This is a genomic window from Vibrio sp. 10N.261.51.A4, assembly GCF_041471945.1.
GTDB classification, from domain to species: Bacteria; Pseudomonadota; Gammaproteobacteria; order Enterobacterales; family Vibrionaceae; genus Vibrio; species Vibrio crassostreae_C.
This window is the reverse complement of sequence record NZ_JBFRPJ010000006.1, coordinates 120,943-141,389: the sequence shown is the minus strand read 5'-3', so window position 1 is coordinate 141,389 and position 20,447 is coordinate 120,943. Positions and strand designations below refer to the sequence as shown.

Here is a 20,447-nt window from a genome sequence, read left to right as displayed (position 1 = left end):
TTTGCTGCGGTCGTGGCGGAATTGGTAGACGCACCAGATTTAGGTTCTGGCGCCGAGAGGTGTGAGAGTTCAAGTCTCTCCGACCGCACCATTATTTAGAATGTGTTTCTTTCATTAGATGACCATTCATTGTTGGGCTATCGCCAAGCGGTAAGGCACTGGCTTTTGATGCCAGCATTCCCTGGTTCGAATCCAGGTAGCCCAGCCATTACAACGTTACTTAGACAAACCATAAGTCTTCTTAACTATACTCTTCGCTAGAGTAAAAGCTTTGCTGCGGTCGTGGCGGAATTGGTAGACGCACCAGATTTAGGTTCTGGCGCCGAGAGGTGTGAGAGTTCAAGTCTCTCCGACCGCACCATTATTTCTCTTTCATTAGAGAAAAAATAGTGAATCTATTAGATTTATTATGGCTACTTAGCTCAGTTGGTTAGAGCACATCACTCATAATGATGGGGTCGCAGGTTCAAATCCCGCAGTAGCCACCACTTATACAACGTTTTATTGAATCACCAATATTCAGTATGACTATAAAGATTTGCTGCGGTCGTGGCGGAATTGGTAGACGCACCAGATTTAGGTTCTGGCGCCGAGAGGTGTGAGAGTTCAAGTCTCTCCGACCGCACCATCATTAAATAGAACCCAGCTTTTTAGCTGGGTTTTGTTTTATCTGGAATATGCAAATCTGCTAGCCAAGTCACCAAGTATTCTCTTCTATAACCTCACTTTTAATACGATTTTATAAGACAATGTCAGCTCCATTTTCTAATTGAGTATGACTAGCCTATGAAACCCCTCCCCTTAACGATCGGTTGCTACACAGATACACCAAGTAAAAGCCAAGGTGTTTATCAAACTCAGTTAGATCTAGAAACAGGAAAACTATTACCTCTAGAGCTGATCATCAAATGTACTAACCCCTCTTTTATTACTGTAACAAAGACTGGGATCTATACTGCATCGGAAGTGGACCAGCAAAAACAGCCCCAGCTCATTCATATACCTAATGTTGATTCACAGCTAACACACAATACAAGCCTCATCTCGGGAGATCACCCTTGTCACGTCGCGATAGATCCACACAATAAGTTTGCTATCACGTCGCAATACTCATCAGGCACATTCGATATTTTTAGCTTAAGTATCAACGGCAGCATCGATAAACGACTCAAAACAATCCAGATGGTTGGTTCCGGGCCAAACAAAGAGAGACAAACTAGCCCACACGCCCATCAATGCCTGTTCTTACAAAACTCACCACAGTTTGTGACTGTCGATCTCGGCACCGATCGCATCAACTTCTATTGCTTTGATGAAGAGCAAGAAGAGTTCCTTGATGAGCCAATGCAGTCTATTAAGGTGCCCGCCGGCAATGGACCTCGTCATTTAATCTTTAACAAAGCTGAAGACAGAGCCTATGTGGTCTGTGAACTCTCTGAAACGTTGCTGACTTTGGAAAAGGTTTTAGGCATTTGGAATGTAGTGGAAGAGATTGATGCATTGCCTAATATGGAGAAGGGAGAAGCCGCAGCTGCGATTAAGCTATCGCCTGATGAGCAATTCCTTTATGTGTCATGTCGACACCAATCAAGAATCAGTAGCTTCAAAATCGACTCTGAGACTCAAAGGCTGACTTTCATTGATAGCTACGACACTGAAGGCAAATTCCCAAGAGACTTCCATATAACGAACGATGGGAAATGGCTTATCGCCGCCAACCAGCACTCCAACAACATCACCTCATTCAAGCGAGATAATGAAGATGGGTCTTTGGTTTATACAGGGTACTCTTTAGAGATCGATGCACCGGTTTGTGTGACGCAACAGCGATAGTAGTCATCTGATACAAAAAAGGAGAGCATTCGCTCTCCTTCTTTTCATAAGCAGTCTTAAACGCTCAATTAGAGACCCAAAGCGTATTTCAATACTTGAGCTTTAATCGGGCCTGAATTTTCAGCTAGTTTTAGAGCAGCATTACGTACAAATTTCAGTGGGCCAATGTCGTTGCTGAATGTCTTGTAGAAGAAATCCATGCCACTTTGCATCATTAGATTGTCGCCTCTTCTTATCACTTCATAGCGTCTTGCTACAGACTGGTTCAATTCACCCTTTTCTTTGGTGACATCCAGCAGTACTGATACATCTTTGAAGCCTAAGTTAACACCCTGCCCAGCCAAAGGGTTGATGGTATGCGCAGAGTCTCCGACCAAAATACAGTTATTCTTCGAGTATGATTGAGCATGACGTCGTGTCAGAGGAAAAGAACCCGAATTCAAGACTTTGATATCACCTAACTCTTTAGGAAAGTGAGTAAGTACTTCGTTACGTAGTTTTTCAGGGGCCATTGCTGACAGTTGCTTAATACGCAGTGGAGAATCATACCAAACTAACGAGCCCAGCCCGACTTCTTGACCGTCAGAGGTTAGAGAACACAAAGGCAAAAATGAACGAGGGCCACTTGGTAGAAATTGCTGCCAAGTAATATCTTGCTGAGGTTGTTCTGTTTCTACATTGATAAGCATACAGTGTTGTCGATAATCCCAAGCCGTGATGCCAATTCCAGCTTGTTGGCGAACGGCTGAATTCGCACCATCAGCACCAACCACCCACTTCGCAGACAACTCAGCCCCTGATTGAAGCTTTACGATATTGATTTCACCAAACTCAATCACATCGAGCTTTTCTGGGCATAACAGTTCGAGATTGTCGTAGGCATCAAATTGAGACCATAAACCTAATTGAATGAGTCTGTTCTCAACGATATAGCCCAAACGAGGAAGGTCTAGTGAGGCAGCATCAAATCGAGTACGACACTCTGGGTGCTCCCACGTCTCTAAACGTTTATAAGAACACACTCGCATTGCTGCAATACTTTGCCATGCACCAAGATTTTCAAGCAAATCGACCGATGCTTGAGAAATCGCTGACACACGAATGTCCATCGCTTGCGATTCATCAAAAGCTTGTGGGGCAAAACCTTCGATCACCGCAACACTCAGACCTTGCTTTGCAAAACCGATTGCTGTTGCTGCGCCAACCATGCCGCCACCGACTACTACAATATCGTAACTGTTCATATTTCGTACTTATCAGTTTGATTCTTTGACTGTTTTTGATTGTACTTTTTCATAACTAACTTGTAACCAAAAACCTTATTCGAAAAAAGGGTTATCCCTTATGGCATATGGCGTTAACGATAATAAAAACCACTACATAAGAGATTTGTTCAGACTACTAGTCAGTCGGTTTTGAAACCAGTACAATACGCCGCTTGCCGCTAGAGCCTGTCATAAAATTGAATACCGAATTATGACAAACGGGGCTAGCGGATGAATAATGGGCGATTTGCTCCCTTAAATTAAACTAACGATCGAGCGAACATATAATGAGTAAGAAACTGCTAATTAAAACTTGGGGCTGTCAGATGAATGAATATGATTCATCAAAAATGGCCGACCTGCTTAACGCTGCAAATGGCTATGAGCTAACTGAAGTACCTGAGGAAGCAGACGTACTACTATTGAATACTTGTTCTATCCGCGAAAAAGCGCAAGAAAAAGTATTCCACCAGCTTGGTCGTTGGAAAACGCTTAAAGATAAAAAAGAAGGTGTGGTGATCGGTGTGGGTGGCTGTGTAGCGACTCAAGAAGGTGATCACATTCGTCAACGTGCACCTTACGTAGACGTTATCTTTGGCCCACAAACATTACACCGTTTGCCAGAGATGATTAAATCATCACTGTCTAACGAAAAGCCAGTAATGGATATCTCTTTCCCAGAGATCGAAAAGTTCGATAACCTGCCAGAGCCAAAAGCTGAAGGCGCGACGGCGTTCGTTTCTATCATGGAAGGTTGTTCTAAATACTGTACTTACTGCGTTGTACCATACACACGTGGCGAAGAAGTTAGCCGTCCAATGGATGATGTACTTTTCGAAGTTGCTCAACTTGCAGAGCAAGGCGTACGTGAAGTTAACCTGCTAGGTCAAAACGTAAACGCATACCGCGGTCCAACACACGAAGGCGATATCTGTTCATTCGCAGAACTGCTTCGTCTTGTTGCTTCTATCGACGGTATCGACCGTATTCGTTTCACAACAAGCCACCCGCTTGAGTTTGGTGACGACATCATTGAAGTTTACAAAGACACACCAGAGCTAGTGAGCTTCCTTCACCTACCAGTACAAAGTGGTAGTGACCGTATTCTTACGATGATGAAGCGCCCACATACGGCTATCGAGTACAAATCTATTATCCGTAAACTGCGTAAAGCTCGCCCTGACATTCAAATCAGCTCTGACTTTATTGTTGGTTTCCCTGGTGAGTCTAAGCAAGACTTCCAAGATACAATGAAGCTAATTAAAGACGTTGATTTCGATATGAGCTTCAGCTTTGTTTTCTCTCCACGTCCAGGTACGCCAGCGGCAGATTACCCATGTGATGTACCAGCACAAGAGAAGAAAGATCGTCTGTACGAACTGCAGCAAACGGTAAACACACAAGCTATGCGTTTCTCTCGTCTAATGTTAGGCACAGAGCAACGTATCCTTGTTGAAGGCCCATCAAGAAAGAACCTAATGGAACTTCGCGGCCGTACAGAAAACAGCCGTGTTGTGAACTTCGAAGGTTCTGCAGACCTAATCGGTCAATTCGTAGATGTGAAGATCACTGAGGTTTACACCAACTCACTACGTGGTGAGCTAGTTCGCACAGAAAAAGACATGGGTCTACGCGTTGTTATGACTCCAGCAGAAATGATGGAAAAAACAAAACGTGAAGACGAGCTAGGTGTAGCGACATTTACGCCATAGGCAATACAACTGTTTGAGCACAAAGCGCAAACACAAAGCTTGAAATTACCTAACTAAGTGACCATCTTAGAAATAGGGATATCACCATCAGAAGCCCGGTCTAAATCGGGCTTTTTGCTCTTTGTTTTATTTAAGAGTGAGTGGCACAAAATGAGAGGCTAATTTGAGCAATAAAATCGTTACCTTAGAGATAAATCTAGAACCAGCAGACAACAAGCGCTTGGCAAGTTTATGCGGACCATTTGACGACAACATCAAGCATCTTGAGCGTCGTCTGGGCGTTGAGATTAATTACCGTAGCAACTTTTTCACCATTGTTGGTAAGCCTCACACTACAGCCGCAGCTTTAGACATCATCAAACACCTCTATGTTGAAACGGCTCCAGTTAAAGGCAACATAATCGATATCGAACCAGAGCAAATACATCTGGCGATCACCGAGTCAGGCATTTTGGAGCAACACGTCGAGTCTGAAATCGACTACGGCAAAGAAGTGACCATTAAGACTAAAAAAGGCGTCATCAAACCTCGTACGCCAAACCAAGCACAGTACCTAATGAACATGGTCACCCATGACATCACCTTTGGTATTGGGCCAGCAGGTACAGGTAAAACCTATTTAGCCGTTGCAGCAGCAGTTGATGCACTTGAACGCCAAGAGATTCGTCGCATTCTATTGACGCGCCCTGCTGTTGAAGCCGGTGAGAAGCTTGGTTTCCTACCTGGTGACTTAAGCCAAAAAGTCGACCCATACTTGCGTCCTCTTTACGATGCGCTTTTTGAAATGCTGGGCTTTGAACGTGTTGAGAAGCTGATTGAGCGTAACGTGATTGAGGTTGCACCTCTTGCGTACATGCGTGGTCGTACACTGAATGACGCGTTTATCATTCTTGATGAGAGCCAGAACACAACTGTTGAACAGATGAAGATGTTCCTAACTCGTATTGGCTTCAACTCGCGAGCGGTAATCACAGGTGATATCACTCAAATCGATTTACCTCGTGGTGCCAAATCTGGCTTGCGTCATGCGACCGAAGTTCTAAGTGAAGTCGATGACATCAGCTTCAACTTCTTTATGTCGGAAGACGTGGTCCGCCACCCTGTGGTTGCGCGTATTGTTAACGCTTACGAGAAATGGGAAGCGAAAGACCAGAAAGAGCGCAAAGAGTTTGAAAAACGTAAACGTGAAGAGCGTGAAGCAAAACTTCTTGAGGCTCAGCAAGCGGTTACGACACAATTAGCAACACAAAATAGTTCTGTGATTGCAGAACAAGGTGATAAATAGATGTCTATTGAACTAGACCTACAATTAGCGGTCGAAAATGAGCAAGGTCTTCCAACAGAGCAGGACATTCAGCTTTGGTTGGACAAGACCATACCTCAGTTTCAAAAGAGCGCTGAGCTTACTATCCGTATCGTAGATACAGAAGAAAGCCACCAGCTAAATCATGAATATCGTGGTAAAGACAAGCCAACTAACGTGCTATCTTTCCCATTCGAGGCTCCTCCTGGGATCGAGTTAGATCTTCTAGGTGACCTCATTATCTGTCGCCAAGTTGTCGAAAAAGAAGCAGAAGAGCAAAATAAGCCTCTGCTAGCACACTGGGCTCATATGGTTGTACATGGCAGTCTGCATCTGCTAGGTTATGATCATATCGAAGATGATGAAGCTGAAGAGATGGAGTCACTCGAGACAGAAATCATGCAAGCTATGGGGTTTGAAGACCCATATATTCTAGAAAAGTAAATCGATTCTAGTGACATAGATTGCAGAGAAACAATGACTCATCGAACCTGTAATTTTCAGGAATCTGAGTTGTGATGTGTGCTATCACACTTCTGATAGCGTTATTTTTTGAGAAATCATGAACGAAGGTAACCCCCCCACTTCTGAGGGAAGTAAAAAATCTGAAGGTCCGAGTAGAAAGTCCTTCTTTGAACGCCTAGGCCAACTATTTCAAGGTGAAGTAAAAGATCGCCAAGAGCTCGTAGATGTAATCCGCGACTCAGAAATTAATGACCTAATTGACCACGACACACGCGACATGCTCGAGGGTGTTATGGAAATTTCAGAGATGCGAGTACGCGATATCATGCTGCCTCGCTCTCAAATGGTTACAGTTGAACGCACAGATGATCTAGATACATTGATTGCGCTCATTACTGATGCTCAACACTCTCGCTACCCAGTGATCAGTGAAGATAAAGACCATGTTGAAGGCATTCTATTAGCGAAGGACCTACTTAAGTATTTGGGTTCAGAAAGTGCTCCATTTGATATCGAACAAGTGATTCGCCCTGTCGTGGTTGTTCCTGAAAGTAAGCGAGTTGATCGCCTGCTTAAGGAGTTCCAAGAAGAGCGTTACCACATGTCTATCGTTGTCGATGAGTTTGGTGGAGTTTCTGGCCTGGTAACCATTGAAGATATCCTCGAAGAAATCGTTGGTGAAATTGAAGACGAGTTCGACGATGAAGAAGAGCTAGATATTCGTAAGCTGAGTAAGCATACCTTCTCTGTAAAAGCTTTAACCACTATTGAAGAGTTCAACGATACTTTTAACACTGCCTTTAGTGACGACGAAGTGGATACGGTAGGCGGCATGGTTATGACAGCACTCGGCCACCTGCCGGTTCGTGGCGAAATTGTAGAAATCGAAAACTACCATTTCAAAATAACATCAGCAGATAACCGTCGTGTGATTCAGCTACAGGTAACCATTCCTGACGAACAGCCTCTTCCGACTATCGAAGAATAACAACTTCTCTCTAAAGAGATGACAGAAATTAGATGACTAATACCTTTATTCATCGCCTATTACGGCCGCTTGCGGCCGTTTTTGTTGGCGCTATAACCACCCTTTCATTCGCTCCATACTCTATATGGCCTCTTGCTATTCTCAGCCCAGCTTTGTTGCTGTTACTGATCCACAACCGCTCTCCTAAAAGTGCGCTTTGGATTGGCTACGCATGGGGTTTAGGTCAATTCACCACAGGTATCAGCTGGGTATACGTCAGCATTGATGGTTTTGGCGGCATGCCACTGGCAGCCAACCTATTTTTGATGGCATTGCTTGTTGGCTACCTAGCCGTTTATTCAGGACTATTTACCTGGGGTTTGAATAAATTCTTCCCTGCCAATAACCTAAGCCGCTTTTTCCTCGCAGCTCCTGCATTGTGGTTAGTCAGCGATTGGCTGCGTGGATGGGTAATGACGGGCTTCCCTTGGCTTTGGTTAGGCTACAGCCAAATCGATTCGCCATTAGGTTCATTTGCACCGATTGGCGGCGTAGATCTAGTAACTTTAGCGATCATTGTTTCAGCCTCTGCATTCACTTATGCGATTGTTAACCGAGCTTGGAGCATCGCTCTCATTCCCGCCGTCGTATTTAGTGCAGGCTTTGGTATTCGCAACATCGACTGGGTCACGCCGAACCCTGAAAAAACCACGTCAGTCGTCTTAATCCAAGGCAACGTCGATCAAGACAGCAAATGGCTGCCGAGTCATCGCTGGCCAACCATGATGAAGTACACCGACCTAAGCAGAGAAAATTGGGGAGCGGACATCATCATCTGGCCTGAAGCCGCTATTCCAGCATTCGAAGTTGAGATCCCATCTTTCCTACGTAACTTGGATAGCGCAGCGAAGATGAACAACAGCTCGATCATTACCGGTGTACTGAATCAGTCTGAAGATAAGAAATACTACAACAGTGTTCTTTCTATCGGCGTGAATCCATATGGTGAGTACAGCTACGATCCAGACGAACGCTACCATAAACACCACCTGTTACCATTTGGTGAGTTTGTGCCGTTTGAAGATATCTTGCGCCCATTAGCACCTTTCTTTAATTTGCCAATGTCATCATTTAGCCGTGGCGACTTTGTTCAACCCAACATCGTGGCAAATGGTCGTCACTTAGCGCCTGCGTTGTGTTACGAGATCATCTTTAATGATCAAGTTAGACAGAACGTAACCGACGAGACTGACTTTATTTTAACGCTCTCTAACGATGCGTGGTTTGGTCGTTCGATTGGCCCTCTGCAACATATGGAAATCGCACAGATGCGTGCTCTGGAGCTTGGTAAGCCAGTTATTCGCTCGACCAACAATGGTGTGACGGCAGTTACCGATTACAAAGGCAACATCCTCAAACAAGTACCTCAGTTTGAAACGGCAGTGTTAAAAGCTGAACTCATTTCAACGGATGGTCAAACGCCTTATCACACAGTAGGTACTTGGCCACTGTATATCTGGGCGATGCTCAGCTTGGTGATTGGTTGGGTAATTAGAAAGCCAAAAAGCTAGATTCGACGAAAAGTGATTTGAGGGTTGACTGATCGGGTCAACCCTTTTTCATTGCTGTGGTTTTGCGTTGATACGCTATGGTTCAGAAGCTTACGGTTTAAGGGCTTTACGACTAAACCCTTTAGAACCACATTTAATGCATGGAATGATATTGGTTGGGTGGTTATATTCGGTTTGGTGACCACACTCGTCACATACTAAGGTTCCCAAGCCAATGACTTCACCCGCTTGATACAAGCCTTGGTGTTCTAAGTCTTGGAACAGTTCAACCCATTCCACCTTAGTACGATCAGTAATATCCAACAGCCCTTGCCAAATAGAGTCCGCAATCATCAAATAGAATGGACCGCTTTTACTCTCTTCATAGCTTTCGGAAAACTCTTTTAAGTCCGACTTCACGTAGGCAGAGATCAATGAAAGCTCATCTTTAGTCATATCATTAGCTGCTTTCGCAAACTTGCCCGACGTTTCGATTTTGTTGTTGAGCTCTTCAGGGCTATGCTTCAGCGTTTCAATCACCTCTTCGACGACTTCTTCATAGAGCGCTTTTTTCTTCGGCATAACAACCTCCTTAAGATAACCAACCTTTTAGTGAGCAAACGGATGCGCTGCAATGCACTCCCGCTTACAAACAAATGCAATTCATACTCTTAAGTATAGTTGCCCTGCGAAATTCAGTGAAAATTACACAATCTACTAAGCGGTAACTGCAAGTATGAAGGGTATAACTATTGTTGTACTCAGCTCCTTTAGGTATTCTATGACGATCTGTAAGATTCTGTTCTAACCGAACTCACAAATTCCAAGATAACCGGATACCATCGATGCAAGAACAATATAACCCGCAAGAGATTGAACAAAAGGTTCAACAACACTGGGATAACAGCGAGACTTTCGTTGTAAGTGAAGACCCAAACAAAGAAAAATTCTACTGTCTTTCTATGTTCCCTTACCCAAGTGGCCGACTGCACATGGGTCACGTGCGTAACTACACCATCGGTGATGTGGTATCTCGTTTCCAACGTCTACAAGGCAAAAACGTAATGCAGCCAATTGGTTGGGATGCATTCGGCCTACCTGCAGAAAACGCCGCTGTTAAAAACAATACAGCACCTGCACCATGGACTTACGAAAACATTGAGTACATGAAGAACCAGCTTAAGCTTCTAGGCTTTGGTTACGACTGGAACCGTGAATTCGCAACGTGTACTCCAGAGTACTACCGTTGGGAACAAGAGTTCTTCACTAAGCTTTACGAAAAAGGCCTGGTTTACAAGAAGACATCTTCAGTGAACTGGTGTCCAAACGACCAAACAGTACTGGCAAATGAGCAAGTAGAAGACGGTTGTTGCTGGCGTTGTGACACTCCAGTAGAGCAAAAGAAAATTCCACAGTGGTTTATTAAAATCACTGAGTACGCTCAAGAGCTACTAGACGATCTAGACAACCTTGAAGGTTGGCCTGAAATGGTTAAGACCATGCAGCGCAACTGGATCGGCCGCTCTGAAGGTGTTGAGCTATCTTTCGCTGTTAACGGCGAAGAAGCACCATTAGAAGTGTACACAACACGTCCAGATACACTAATGGGTGTTTCTTACGTTGGTATCGCTGCAGGTCACCCTCTTGCAGAGAAAGCATCGAAGAACAACCTAGAGCTTGCTGCATTCGTTGAAGAGTGTCGTAACACTAAAGTTGCTGAAGCTGAACTCGCAACGATGGAAAAGAAAGGTATGGATACTGGCCTAACGGCTATCCACCCTCTTAACGGTCGTGTTGTTCCTGTATACGTAGCAAACTTCGTACTTATGGATTACGGCACAGGTGCGGTAATGGCGGTTCCTGCTCACGATCAACGTGACTACGAGTTCGCAACTAAGTACGGCATCGATATCATCCCAGTAATCAAACCTGAAGATGGTTCTGAACTAGACGTGTCTGAAGCGGCTTACACTGAAAAAGGTGTACTGTTTGATTCTGGTGAATTCGATGGTCTTGCGTTCCAAGAAGCATTCGATGCAATTGCTGCGAAGCTTGAAGCTGAAGGCAAAGGTAAGAAGACAGTAAACTTCCGTCTACGTGACTGGGGTGTATCTCGTCAACGTTACTGGGGCGCTCCAATCCCAATGGTAACCACTGAAGACGGTGAAGTTCACCCAGTACCAGCAGACCAACTGCCAGTCATTCTTCCTGAAGATGTAGTAATGGATGGCGTAACGAGCCCAATCAAGGCTGACAAGTCTTGGGCTGAAACAACATTCAACGGCGAACCCGCTCTACGTGAGACTGACACGTTCGATACGTTTATGGAGTCTTCTTGGTACTACGCACGTTACTGTTCACCGCAAGCAGACGACATTCTAGATCCAGAGAAAGCAAACTACTGGCTACCAGTTGACCAATACGTTGGTGGTATCGAGCACGCTTGTATGCACCTGCTTTACTCTCGTTTCTTCCATAAGCTTCTACGTGATGCTGGCTACGTGACGTCTGATGAACCGTTCAAGCAACTACTATGTCAAGGCATGGTTCTGGCTGACGCGTTCTATCACGAAAACGAAAAAGGCACCAAAGAGTGGATTGCACCGACTGACGTAACGGTTGAACGTGACGGTAAAGGTCGCATCGAAAAAGCAGTCGACAACCAAGGCCGCGAAGTTGAACACTCAGGCATGATCAAAATGTCTAAGTCTAAGAACAACGGTATCGACCCACAAGAGATGGTAGACAAGTACGGCGCTGATACAGTACGTCTATTCATGATGTTTGCATCACCTGCAGACATGACGCTTGAGTGGCAAGAGTCTGGCGTTGAAGGGGCTAACCGCTTCCTTAAACGTGTTTGGAAATTGGTTCACGCTCACTCTTCTAAGGGTGCTGCTGAATCTGTTGATGCTTCTGCTCTGTCTGGTGACCAAAAAGCACTTCGCCGTGATATCCACAAGACTATCGCGAAAGTAACGGACGATATCGGCCGTCGCCAAACGTTCAACACAGCAATCGCTGCGATCATGGAATTGATGAACAAGCTAGCGAAAGCACCTCAAGAGTCTGTACAAGATCGTGCAATCCTTGATGAAGCGCTAAAAGCTGTTGTTCGCATGCTTTACCCAATGACGCCACACATCTCTTACGAAATGTGGATTGCACTGGGTGAATCAAACGTAGACTCAGCAACATGGCCAACTTTCGATGAGAAAGCGCTAGTTGAAGACGAGAAAACTATCGTTGTTATGATCAACGGTAAGCTACGTGCGAAACTAACCGTTGCTGCTGATGCAACAGAAGAGCAAGTTCGTGAGCTTGGTCTAAACGATGAGAACGCTAAGAAGTTCCTAGATGGCTTAACTATCCGTAAAGTTATCTTCGTACCAGGTAAGCTTCTAAACATCGTTGCTAACTAATTTCGTTAGCACAATGCAATTGCTAAAGAATTAACGAACTTAATTCATCAAAAGCAGTCTGTAGACAGGGTAGCTAATTGCCCTGTCTACTTATTTAAGCGCTTTAGACTTGAGCCTAACCACTCAAACGAACTAAAGCCTTTAAATAAGTATTCTACCTTCATGAGAGCCATCAAATAATGCGCCTGATTTCACTATCTTCATTGAAAGTTACTGTTGTTGTTTTAACCGTTAGCCTACTGAGTGCCTGTGGTTTCCACTTACGTGGTGACTATTCTGTACCAGAAGAACTCAACAAGATCTCTGTGACCAGTTACGACCAATACAGTACGTTTACACGTATGATGAAAGGTCAGCTACGTATGAATGATGTAGAAATCGTATCGCCCGCAGAGAACACACCTAACCTGCACATTATTAGTGAGAGTGTTGGTGAGCGAACTCTGTCTCTATACCAAAACACTCGTGCAGCAGAGAAAGAGCTGACATTCCACACTAGATATCGTGTAACTATCCCAGACCTTGGCTCAAAGACATTCTCAACCAGCGTAACCCGTAGTTACCTAGATAACCCGCTAACTGCACTTGCGAAGTCGGTTGAACGAGACATGATCGAAGATGAGATGCGTAAGCTTGCAACAAGTCAAATCCTTCGTCAGATGGCTCGACTAAAAGCGAACATCGCAGCTGATAGCATGGATCTGGATGCGCTAGAACATGTTCAAGTGAAAGAGCTTGAGAAACAATACAACATCAAGAACGTCGAAATAGATCCAAGTTCTACTGAAACGACAGAGCCCGTCGAATCAGCTGAACAATAGGTTTATTTGATGCGTATTTTTGCTGACCGCTTATCAGAGCAACTTGCCAAACAGTTGAGTAATGTTTACCTCATTTTCGGTAACGAGCCTCTTCTGTTACAAGAGAGCCGAGAAGCGATTCAAAAGGTTGCAAAACAGCAAGGCTTTGATGAACGTCACCGCTTTGCTATTGATAACAGTCTGGACTGGAATCAAGTCTATGACTGTACTCAAGCATTAAGCCTGTTCTCTAGCCGTCAAATCATCGAGCTTGAGCTGCCGGAATCAGGAGTCAATGCTGCGATAGCCAAAGAGCTACTGGCAATCTCAGAGCATATCCACAGCGATATTCTGTTGGTCTTGATTGGCACGAAGCTAACCAAGGCTCAAGAAAGTGCTAAATGGTTTAAAGCACTGTCTAATCAGGGTCACTGGGTCAGTTGCCTAACGCCAGATGTCAGTCGGTTACCTCAGTTTGTCCAAGCGCGTTGCCGTCAAATCGGTTTAACGCCAGACCCTGAAGCGATTCAAATGCTGGCGCAATGGCATGAGGGTAATCTATTTGCTCTCACCCAAAGCCTAGAAAAACTGGCTCTCCAATACCCAGATGGAAAACTCACGTTAGTACGCTTAGAAGAATCGCTGAGTCGACACAACCATTTTACTCCATTCCATTGGAGTGATGCGTTATTGGCAGGCAAAGGTAACCGAGCACAACGAATCCTGCGTCAGCTAGAAGCTGAAGGTGTCGAACCCGTCATTTTATTACGTAGCATACAACGAGAGCTTGCTCTGCTATTACAAATGCAGCAACAAATGAAACAGATGCCGATTGGTCAGGTCTTCGAAAAACACCGTATCTGGCAATCTAAAAAGCCTCTTTATAACGCCGCGCTAACAAGAGTTTCGATTTCTCAATTACACTCTTTGTTCGCGTTGCTCACTCAAGCTGAATTGATGACAAAAACTCAATATGAGCAGTCGCCTTGGCCACTAATTCATCAGTTAAGCGTAGAGTTTTGTATCCCTTCAGCTTCAATACCATTCCACGCATAAAAGCGTGTTATATTCTAGGGTCGACAGCCCCTAAACAAAGCTAAATTCAGATTAAAGGAACACCCAGTGTTACGTGAAGAACTAAAAGATTTTCTTGCAGACAAAGCCGACGACATGAAAGCAGAATCGATTGTAACTATCGATGTAGAAGGCAAATCAAGCGTTACTGATTACATGATTGTTTGTACTGGCACCTCTAAACGCCATGTTGCCTCTATTGCACAACATGTTGCTGATGAAGTGCGTAAAGCGGGTATGCAACCTCTAGGTATGGACGGTCAGCAAGAAGGTGAATGGGTTGTTCTAGATATGGGCACAAGCATGCTTCACGTTATGCAAGAAGAGCATCGTGAGCTGTACCAACTAGAAAAACTTTGGGGCTAAGCTTTGAAGATCCAGTTAATCGCAGTTGGCACAAAAATGCCAAAGTGGGTTGAAGAAGGGTTTCAAGAATACAAACGCCGCTTCCCTCACGATATGCCATTAGAGCTCATTGAAATTACTGCAGGAAAGCGCGGTAAAAATGCAGATATTGCACGCATTCTTCAAAAAGAAGGTGAAGCGATGCTGGCTGCAGTTCCAAAAGGCAACCGTATTGTCACGCTCGATATCCCAGGTAGAAAGTGGGATACACCTCAACTTGCTGAGCAATTAGAAAGTTGGAAGCTGGATGGACGTGACGTATCTATCCTAATTGGCGGGCCTGAAGGATTAGCACCTGCATGTAAAGCGGCCGCAGACCAAAGTTGGTCTCTGTCTGCGCTTACTCTCCCTCACCCATTAGTACGCGTTATCATGGCTGAAAGCTTGTATCGAGCTTGGAGCATCACTGCTAACCACCCTTATCATCGAGAATAAGCGTTAATGTTACGTAAACGTAGCCAAATCCGCGATTACAAAGCAGAAGCACGACTATTTACTAGCCGTGCTTTTGTTGCGTTTGCGGGGATCATAGTCATGATGTCGATGTTGGTTGTTAACCTGTACAACATTCAGGTCAATCAATACCAAGACTATAAAACTCGTTCTAACGACAACCGTATCAAGGTCGTTCCGATCGCCCCTAACCGTGGTTTGATTTACGATCGCAACGGTATACTTCTTGCCGAAAACCGTCCTGTTTTCAATCTAGAAATCATACCCGAAAAAATTAAAGATATGGATGACACGCTTGCTCGTCTGCAAGCATTAATTGAGATCCCGCCAGAGCGTATCGAGCGCTTTAATCGTGATCGTCGTAATTCACGACGCTTTAAATCAGTACCTATTCTTAATCAACTGTCTGAAGAACAAGTTGCCGTCTTCTCTGTAAACCAACACAAATTCCCAGGTGTTGAAGTTACGGGAACTTTGAAGCGTTTCTACCCTTACGGTGATGTGCTCACTCACGTAATAGGCTATGTATCGCGCATCAATGACCGTGATATGCAGCGCTTGATGCGAGAAGAAAAAGACGCCAATTACCAAGCTACACGTGATATCGGTAAGTTGGGTATTGAGCGTTATTACGAAGATATGTTGCACGGTACAGCTGGCTACCAAGAAGTCGAAGTTAACAGTCGTGGACGAGTGATTCGTACCCTCAAATTTGTCCCTTCGGTTCCAGGCAAAGATATCGTACTTAACTTAGATATCAAGCTACAGCTATACGTACATAAGTTACTTGATGGCCGCCGTGGTTCAGCTATCGTTCTCGATCCGAAAGACAATGGCGTGTTAGCCATGGTATCGAGCCCAAGCTACGACCCAAACGCATTCGTGCATGGTATCTCGTCTAAAGGCTATAACGCGCTACTTCAAGACAAAAACCGCCCTTTGGTTAACCGTGCCACGCTAGGGATTTACCCACCAGCATCGACGATCAAACCCTTCATTGCTGTTGCTGCTCTGCAAGAAGGTGTTATTACACCAAACACTACGCGCAATGACCCAGGCTATTGGAAGATACCAAACTCAAAAACGAGACCATTCCGTGACTGGTTGCGTTGGGGACACGGTGTCGTGGATATAGAAAAAGCGATTGAAGAGTCGGTGGATACCTTCTTTTACCAAATTGCTTATGATCTCGGCATTGATCGCATATCCAAATGGATGATGATGTTCGGCTTTGGTGATTATACTGGCATCGATATCTACGAAGAAAGCAAAGCCAATATGCCAACTCGTGATTGGAAGATGGCCAGACACCGTGTGCCTTGGTATCAAGGTGATACTATTCCAGTTGGTATTGGACAGGGCTACTGGACTGCAACACCCATGCAGATTGCAAAAGCCACATCAGTTTTGGTCAATGAAGGTGAAGTAACCGCACCTCACCTACTTCGTTCAACCATTGATAACGGTCGTCCATTCGATGAACAAATCATGTCGGACATTGAAACTTACCCACCGCTAACCGGGGTTAAGAAGAAGTATTGGGATATCGCTCAGGAAGGTATGAGGCTGGCTAACCACGGTAAAAAAGGCACGGCAAGACGTTCATTCCAGAAAATGTCTTACCAAACCGCTGGTAAATCGGGTACCGCGCAGGTATTCGGCTTAAAAGAAGATGAAGAGTACAACGCGGATGAAATCGCAGAGCACTTACGCGATCACGCCCTCTTTACGGGTTACGCGCCTTTTGAAGATCCTGAAGCCGTCGTGACTATCGTTCTAGAGAACGCAGGTGGCGGTTCTTCTAACGGCGGCCCAGTAGTAAGAAGGATTTTAGACCATATTATCCTTGCAGAAGATTATCAAAGTGAGCCAATTAAATAATGAAACTTGATCCTTCAACTGGACGAAATAGAGCCCTATTCGAAAGGCTGCATATCGACCTGCCGCTTTTGCTTGGCATTCTGGTTTTAATGGGCTTTGCCCTGCTGATCATGTACAGCGCAAGCGGACAAAGCCTTGCGATGATGGACCGCCAGGCGATGCGCATGGCTCTGTCTTTAGGTGTGATGATCTTCCTAGCGCAAATCTCACCTCGTACTTATGAAACCTTGGCACCACTGCTATTTGTAGGTGGTGTCATCTTGCTATTGGGCGTGTTGTTCTTTGGTGAAGCCTCTAAAGGCGCCCAGCGTTGGTTAAACTTCGGCTTTGTTCGATTCCAACCGTCAGAGCTATTAAAGCTCGCGGTGCCTTTGATGCTGGCACGATTTATCGGTAAGCGCTCACTTCCACCAACATTCCAAACATTAGCGATCTCGCTAGTGATGGTGTTTGTACCGACGATTCTAATCGCAAAGCAGCCTGACCTAGGTACATCTATCCTTATCGCCGCATCTGGTATCTTCGTGATATTCCTGGCTGGTATCAGTTGGAAAATCATTGCTAGCGCGGCAATCGCATTAGGGGCATTTATCCCAATCCTATGGTTCTTCTTGATGCGTGAATATCAAAAAGTGCGTGTTAGAACCCTTTTTGATCCTGAATCAGATCCATTAGGTGCGGGTTACCACATCATTCAAAGTAAGATTGCGATAGGTTCGGGTGGTATATCAGGAAAAGGTTGGCTGCAAGGCACTCAATCTCAATTAGAATTCATTCCAGAGCGCCACACCGACTTCATTTTTGCGGTCATCGCCGAAGAATGGGGCATGATCGGTATCTTGTTCTTGCTTGCGATCTACCTGTTTATTATTGGACGTGGCTTAGTGCTTGCGAGCCAAGCTCAAACCGCATTCGGTCGAATGATGGGCGGAAGTATTGTACTGAGCTTCTTCGTTTATATTTTTGTAAACATTGGCATGGTAAGTGGCATTCTACCTGTAGTTGGTGTTCCTCTTCCTCTAGTCAGTTATGGCGGTACTTCAATGGTTACCCTTATGGCTGGTTTTGGTATTTTAATGTCGATACATACACACAGAAAAGCATTCTCAAAGGCGACCTAATCGATGTCTATTACAACGTTTCAAAAAAAAGCATCCTTGGTTGAAGAACTGCCAATCAAAAAAATAGTCTCTATCTTGGGGCTAGCGATTTTAATCAATGGTTGTTCTTCAAAGCAGCCAACAGGCCGCTACGATATTGATTCAGATATTGCACCAGACGCACCGATCTCAGTAGAGCATCTCGAGGATGCTCACCCTCAGTATGAACCTTATAGTTTAGGTGGTAACACGGATTACACTTTACGTGGCGAAGACTACAAGATCGTAAAGAAGACCGAAGGGTTTACTGAGAAAGGCAAAGCCTCTTGGTACGGTAAGAAATTTCATGGCCACTTAACGTCGAACGGCGAGATCTACGACATGTATTCGATGTCTGCGGCGCACAAAACATTGCCAATTCCAAGCTATGTAAAAGTGACGAATACTGACAACAACAAAACGACAATTGTTCGTATCAATGACCGCGGCCCATTCCATGAAGGCCGAATCATTGACCTTAGTTATGCGGCAGCTTACAAGCTCGATGTGTTGAGAACCGGCACGGCAAATGTTGAGATTGAAGTCATTACTGTGGCTATGCCAACCGACGCAAATAAAAAGGCTGCTTTACCGCAATTTATTATTCAAGTCGCAACATCTCCACATGAAGATAGGACCGAAAAGTTAGCGAAAGATCTAGCCGAAAAGCTAGAAGTAGCAACGTTCTTGCAGCCAAATGATGACAACTACCGTCTGATGATTGGGCCATTTCATGACTATGCTCTGACTCAAGAGAAATTAGAACAAGTTAAGCTAATGGGTTACCCGTCAGCTTATATAAAAAAACACACCCTAACTCGCTAATTAATCTAACAGTTACTTCTGGTAATCAGCGCTCTGGTGTGACAGAGTGATTCTGTTAATATATGAATAGTTCACCAAATAATTGCATTTAAAATGATTAAATCTAATAAACTTGTTAAATCGATTTTTGCTACTTCTGTTGCTCTTTCTGCAACGATAGCTACATCGTCATTCGCCGCTCCTATTGTTGTTCCTGATGCTCCTCAAATCGCCGCTAAAGGTTTTGTTCTGATGGATTACCATTCAGGCAAAGTACTAGCAGAGAAAGAGATGAATACTCAGCTTTCTCCAGCAAGTTTAACCAAGATGATGACGAGCTACGTGATCGGCCAAGAGCTCGACCGTGGCAACATCAACCTAAACGACGATGTTGTAATCAGTGAAAATGCTTGGGCTAAAAACTTCCCAGATTCATCTAAGATGTTCGTTGAAGTGGGCACTACGGTTAAAGTTGAAGAATTAAACCGCGGTATCATCATTCAATCAGGTAACGACGCATGTGTTGCTATGGCTGAACACATCGCTGGCTCTGAAGATGCATTCGTTGACCTAATGAACGCTTGGGCAAGCTCTATCGGCATGAAAGACACGCACTTTGCTAACGTGCACGGTCTAGACAACCCGAACCTATACTCAACGCCTTACGATATGGCGCTACTTGGTCAGGCGCTGATTCGCGACGTACCAGACGAGTACCGTATCTACTCAGAGAAGAAATTCACATACAACGGCATCACCCAATACAACCGTAACGGTCTGTTATGGGATAAGAGCATGAACGTTGATGGCATCAAAACGGGCCACACAAGCAATGCAGGTTACAGCCTAGTAAGCTCAGCGACAGAAGGCAAAATGCGCCTAGTGGCTGTAGTTATGGGTACCAAGAATGCGAATGCTCGTAAAACAGAAAGCAAAAAACTGCTTAGCTACGGCTTCCGCTTCTTTGAAACAGTGGCACCACACACAGCCGGTGAAACCTTCGTAGAAGAGAAGATCTGGATGGGTAGCAAGGACACAGTTGCACTGGGTGTCGACGAAGATACTTTCGTAACGCTACCTCGTGGTCAAGCTAAGAACCTGAAGGCAAGCTTCGTTCTTGAGAAAGAGCTAGAAGCGCCAATCAGCAAAGGCGATGTAGTTGGTAAACTATTCTACCAAGTAGACGGTGAAGACGTTGCTGAATACCCACTACTAGCACTTGAAGATGTAGACCAAGGCAGCCTATTCAGCCGTCTATGGGACTACCTAGTTCTTCTGTTCAAGGGTTTATTCTAAACAAGCAAAAGGTTTGTTCTAGGTAAAACCCAAGCTTGTTGTATAGCTAACCTAATGAGTAAGTTCATGATTTACTCA

Annotated in this window: 17 protein-coding genes and 5 tRNA genes; 20 read left to right on the top strand and 2 right to left on the bottom strand. The window is 44.7% G+C overall.

Annotated elements, in window-relative coordinates; genetic code table 11:
* Positions 1-6 precede the first annotated feature (6 nt).
* From AB4384_RS02530 to AB4384_RS02505, 6 genes are all read left to right on the top strand, one after another.
* Positions 7-91 (top strand) — tRNA-Leu (locus tag AB4384_RS02530).
* A 42-nt stretch (positions 92-133) separates the two neighbouring features.
* Positions 134-208: transfer RNA gene (locus AB4384_RS02525), tRNA-Gln, on the top strand.
* Positions 209-276: 68 nt separating this feature from the next.
* Positions 277-361 (top strand) — tRNA-Leu (locus tag AB4384_RS02520).
* A gap of 50 nt (positions 362-411) precedes the next feature.
* Positions 412-488: transfer RNA gene (locus AB4384_RS02515), tRNA-Met, on the top strand.
* 55 nt (positions 489-543) lie between these two features.
* Positions 544-628, top strand: a tRNA-Leu gene (locus AB4384_RS02510).
* Positions 629-786: 158 nt separating this feature from the next.
* A complete protein-coding gene (locus AB4384_RS02505; RefSeq protein WP_017071286.1) occupies positions 787-1,833 on the top strand; it encodes a lactonase family protein in 1,047 nt (348 codons plus the stop codon).
* A 68-nt stretch (positions 1,834-1,901) separates the two neighbouring features.
* Here AB4384_RS02505 and AB4384_RS02500 read toward each other — a convergent pair whose 3' ends face one another.
* Positions 1,902-3,077, bottom strand: coding sequence for a 2-octaprenyl-3-methyl-6-methoxy-1,4-benzoquinol hydroxylase (locus AB4384_RS02500; protein ID WP_102333782.1), 1,176 nt, complete (start codon positions 3,075-3,077; stop codon positions 1,902-1,904).
* Positions 3,078-3,385: 308 nt separating this feature from the next.
* On the opposite strand from AB4384_RS02500, the gene miaB reads away from it, so the two are divergent.
* From miaB to lnt, 5 genes are all read left to right on the top strand, one after another.
* The gene (gene miaB / locus AB4384_RS02495; RefSeq protein WP_065584439.1) at positions 3,386-4,810 is read left to right on the top strand and encodes a tRNA (N6-isopentenyl adenosine(37)-C2)-methylthiotransferase MiaB; all 1,425 of its coding nucleotides are present in this window, start codon (positions 3,386-3,388) and stop codon (positions 4,808-4,810) included.
* A gap of 163 nt (positions 4,811-4,973) precedes the next feature.
* Positions 4,974-6,095 carry a PhoH family protein gene (locus tag AB4384_RS02490; protein ID WP_372128826.1) on the top strand — a complete coding sequence of 374 codons (1,122 nt, stop codon included), beginning with the start codon at positions 4,974-4,976 and terminating at the stop codon, positions 6,093-6,095.
* Positions 6,096-6,557, top strand: a complete 462-nt coding sequence (ybeY, locus tag AB4384_RS02485) for an rRNA maturation RNase YbeY (RefSeq protein WP_061033215.1) — start codon at positions 6,096-6,098, stop codon at positions 6,555-6,557.
* A gap of 118 nt (positions 6,558-6,675) precedes the next feature.
* Positions 6,676-7,566 (top strand): CNNM family magnesium/cobalt transport protein CorC, encoded by an 891-nt coding sequence (gene corC / locus AB4384_RS02480; protein WP_012603382.1) that lies wholly within the window; start codon positions 6,676-6,678, stop codon positions 7,564-7,566.
* Between the two features lie 32 nt (positions 7,567-7,598).
* Positions 7,599-9,116, top strand: coding sequence for an apolipoprotein N-acyltransferase (gene lnt / locus AB4384_RS02475; protein WP_102394094.1), 1,518 nt, complete (start codon positions 7,599-7,601; stop codon positions 9,114-9,116).
* A 90-nt stretch (positions 9,117-9,206) separates the two neighbouring features.
* Here the strand turns inward: lnt and AB4384_RS02470 are convergent, their stop codons facing one another.
* The gene (locus AB4384_RS02470) at positions 9,207-9,677 is read right to left on the bottom strand and encodes a zinc ribbon-containing protein (protein ID WP_017062329.1); all 471 of its coding nucleotides are present in this window, start codon (positions 9,675-9,677) and stop codon (positions 9,207-9,209) included.
* Positions 9,678-9,940: 263 nt separating this feature from the next.
* Here AB4384_RS02470 and leuS point away from each other — a divergent pair, with 263 nt between their 5' ends.
* The 9 genes from leuS (at position 9,941) to AB4384_RS02425 (ending at position 20,369) form a co-directional block, all read left to right on the top strand.
* Positions 9,941-12,517, top strand: a complete 2,577-nt coding sequence (leuS, locus tag AB4384_RS02465) for a leucine--tRNA ligase (RefSeq protein WP_372128824.1) — start codon at positions 9,941-9,943, stop codon at positions 12,515-12,517.
* Between the two features lie 179 nt (positions 12,518-12,696).
* On the top strand, positions 12,697-13,338 hold the full coding sequence (lptE, locus tag AB4384_RS02460; protein WP_372128822.1) for an LPS assembly lipoprotein LptE: 642 nt from the start codon (positions 12,697-12,699) through the stop codon (positions 13,336-13,338).
* Positions 13,339-13,347: 9 nt separating this feature from the next.
* Positions 13,348-14,373 carry a DNA polymerase III subunit delta gene (gene holA, locus AB4384_RS02455; RefSeq protein ID WP_017071280.1) on the top strand — a complete coding sequence of 342 codons (1,026 nt, stop codon included), beginning with the start codon at positions 13,348-13,350 and terminating at the stop codon, positions 14,371-14,373.
* A gap of 66 nt (positions 14,374-14,439) precedes the next feature.
* On the top strand, positions 14,440-14,757 hold the full coding sequence (gene rsfS / locus AB4384_RS02450) for a ribosome silencing factor (RefSeq protein ID WP_004735247.1): 318 nt from the start codon (positions 14,440-14,442) through the stop codon (positions 14,755-14,757).
* A gap of 3 nt (positions 14,758-14,760) precedes the next feature.
* Positions 14,761-15,231 (top strand): 23S rRNA (pseudouridine(1915)-N(3))-methyltransferase RlmH, encoded by a 471-nt coding sequence (rlmH, locus tag AB4384_RS02445; protein WP_017068506.1) that lies wholly within the window; start codon positions 14,761-14,763, stop codon positions 15,229-15,231.
* A gap of 6 nt (positions 15,232-15,237) precedes the next feature.
* Positions 15,238-17,130, top strand: coding sequence for a penicillin-binding protein 2 (gene mrdA / locus AB4384_RS02440; RefSeq protein ID WP_017068507.1), 1,893 nt, complete (start codon positions 15,238-15,240; stop codon positions 17,128-17,130).
* Positions 17,130-18,251 (top strand): rod shape-determining protein RodA, encoded by a 1,122-nt coding sequence (gene rodA / locus AB4384_RS02435; RefSeq protein ID WP_017062334.1) that lies wholly within the window; start codon positions 17,130-17,132, stop codon positions 18,249-18,251. The genes mrdA and rodA overlap by 1 nt, the downstream gene beginning before the upstream one ends.
* A 3-nt stretch (positions 18,252-18,254) precedes the next feature.
* Positions 18,255-19,094, top strand: a complete 840-nt coding sequence (locus AB4384_RS02430; protein WP_048615264.1) for a septal ring lytic transglycosylase RlpA family protein — start codon at positions 18,255-18,257, stop codon at positions 19,092-19,094.
* Positions 19,095-19,187: 93 nt separating this feature from the next.
* Positions 19,188-20,369, top strand: coding sequence for a serine hydrolase (locus tag AB4384_RS02425; protein WP_017068508.1), 1,182 nt, complete (start codon positions 19,188-19,190; stop codon positions 20,367-20,369).
* The last annotated feature ends 78 nt before the right edge of the window (positions 20,370-20,447 follow it).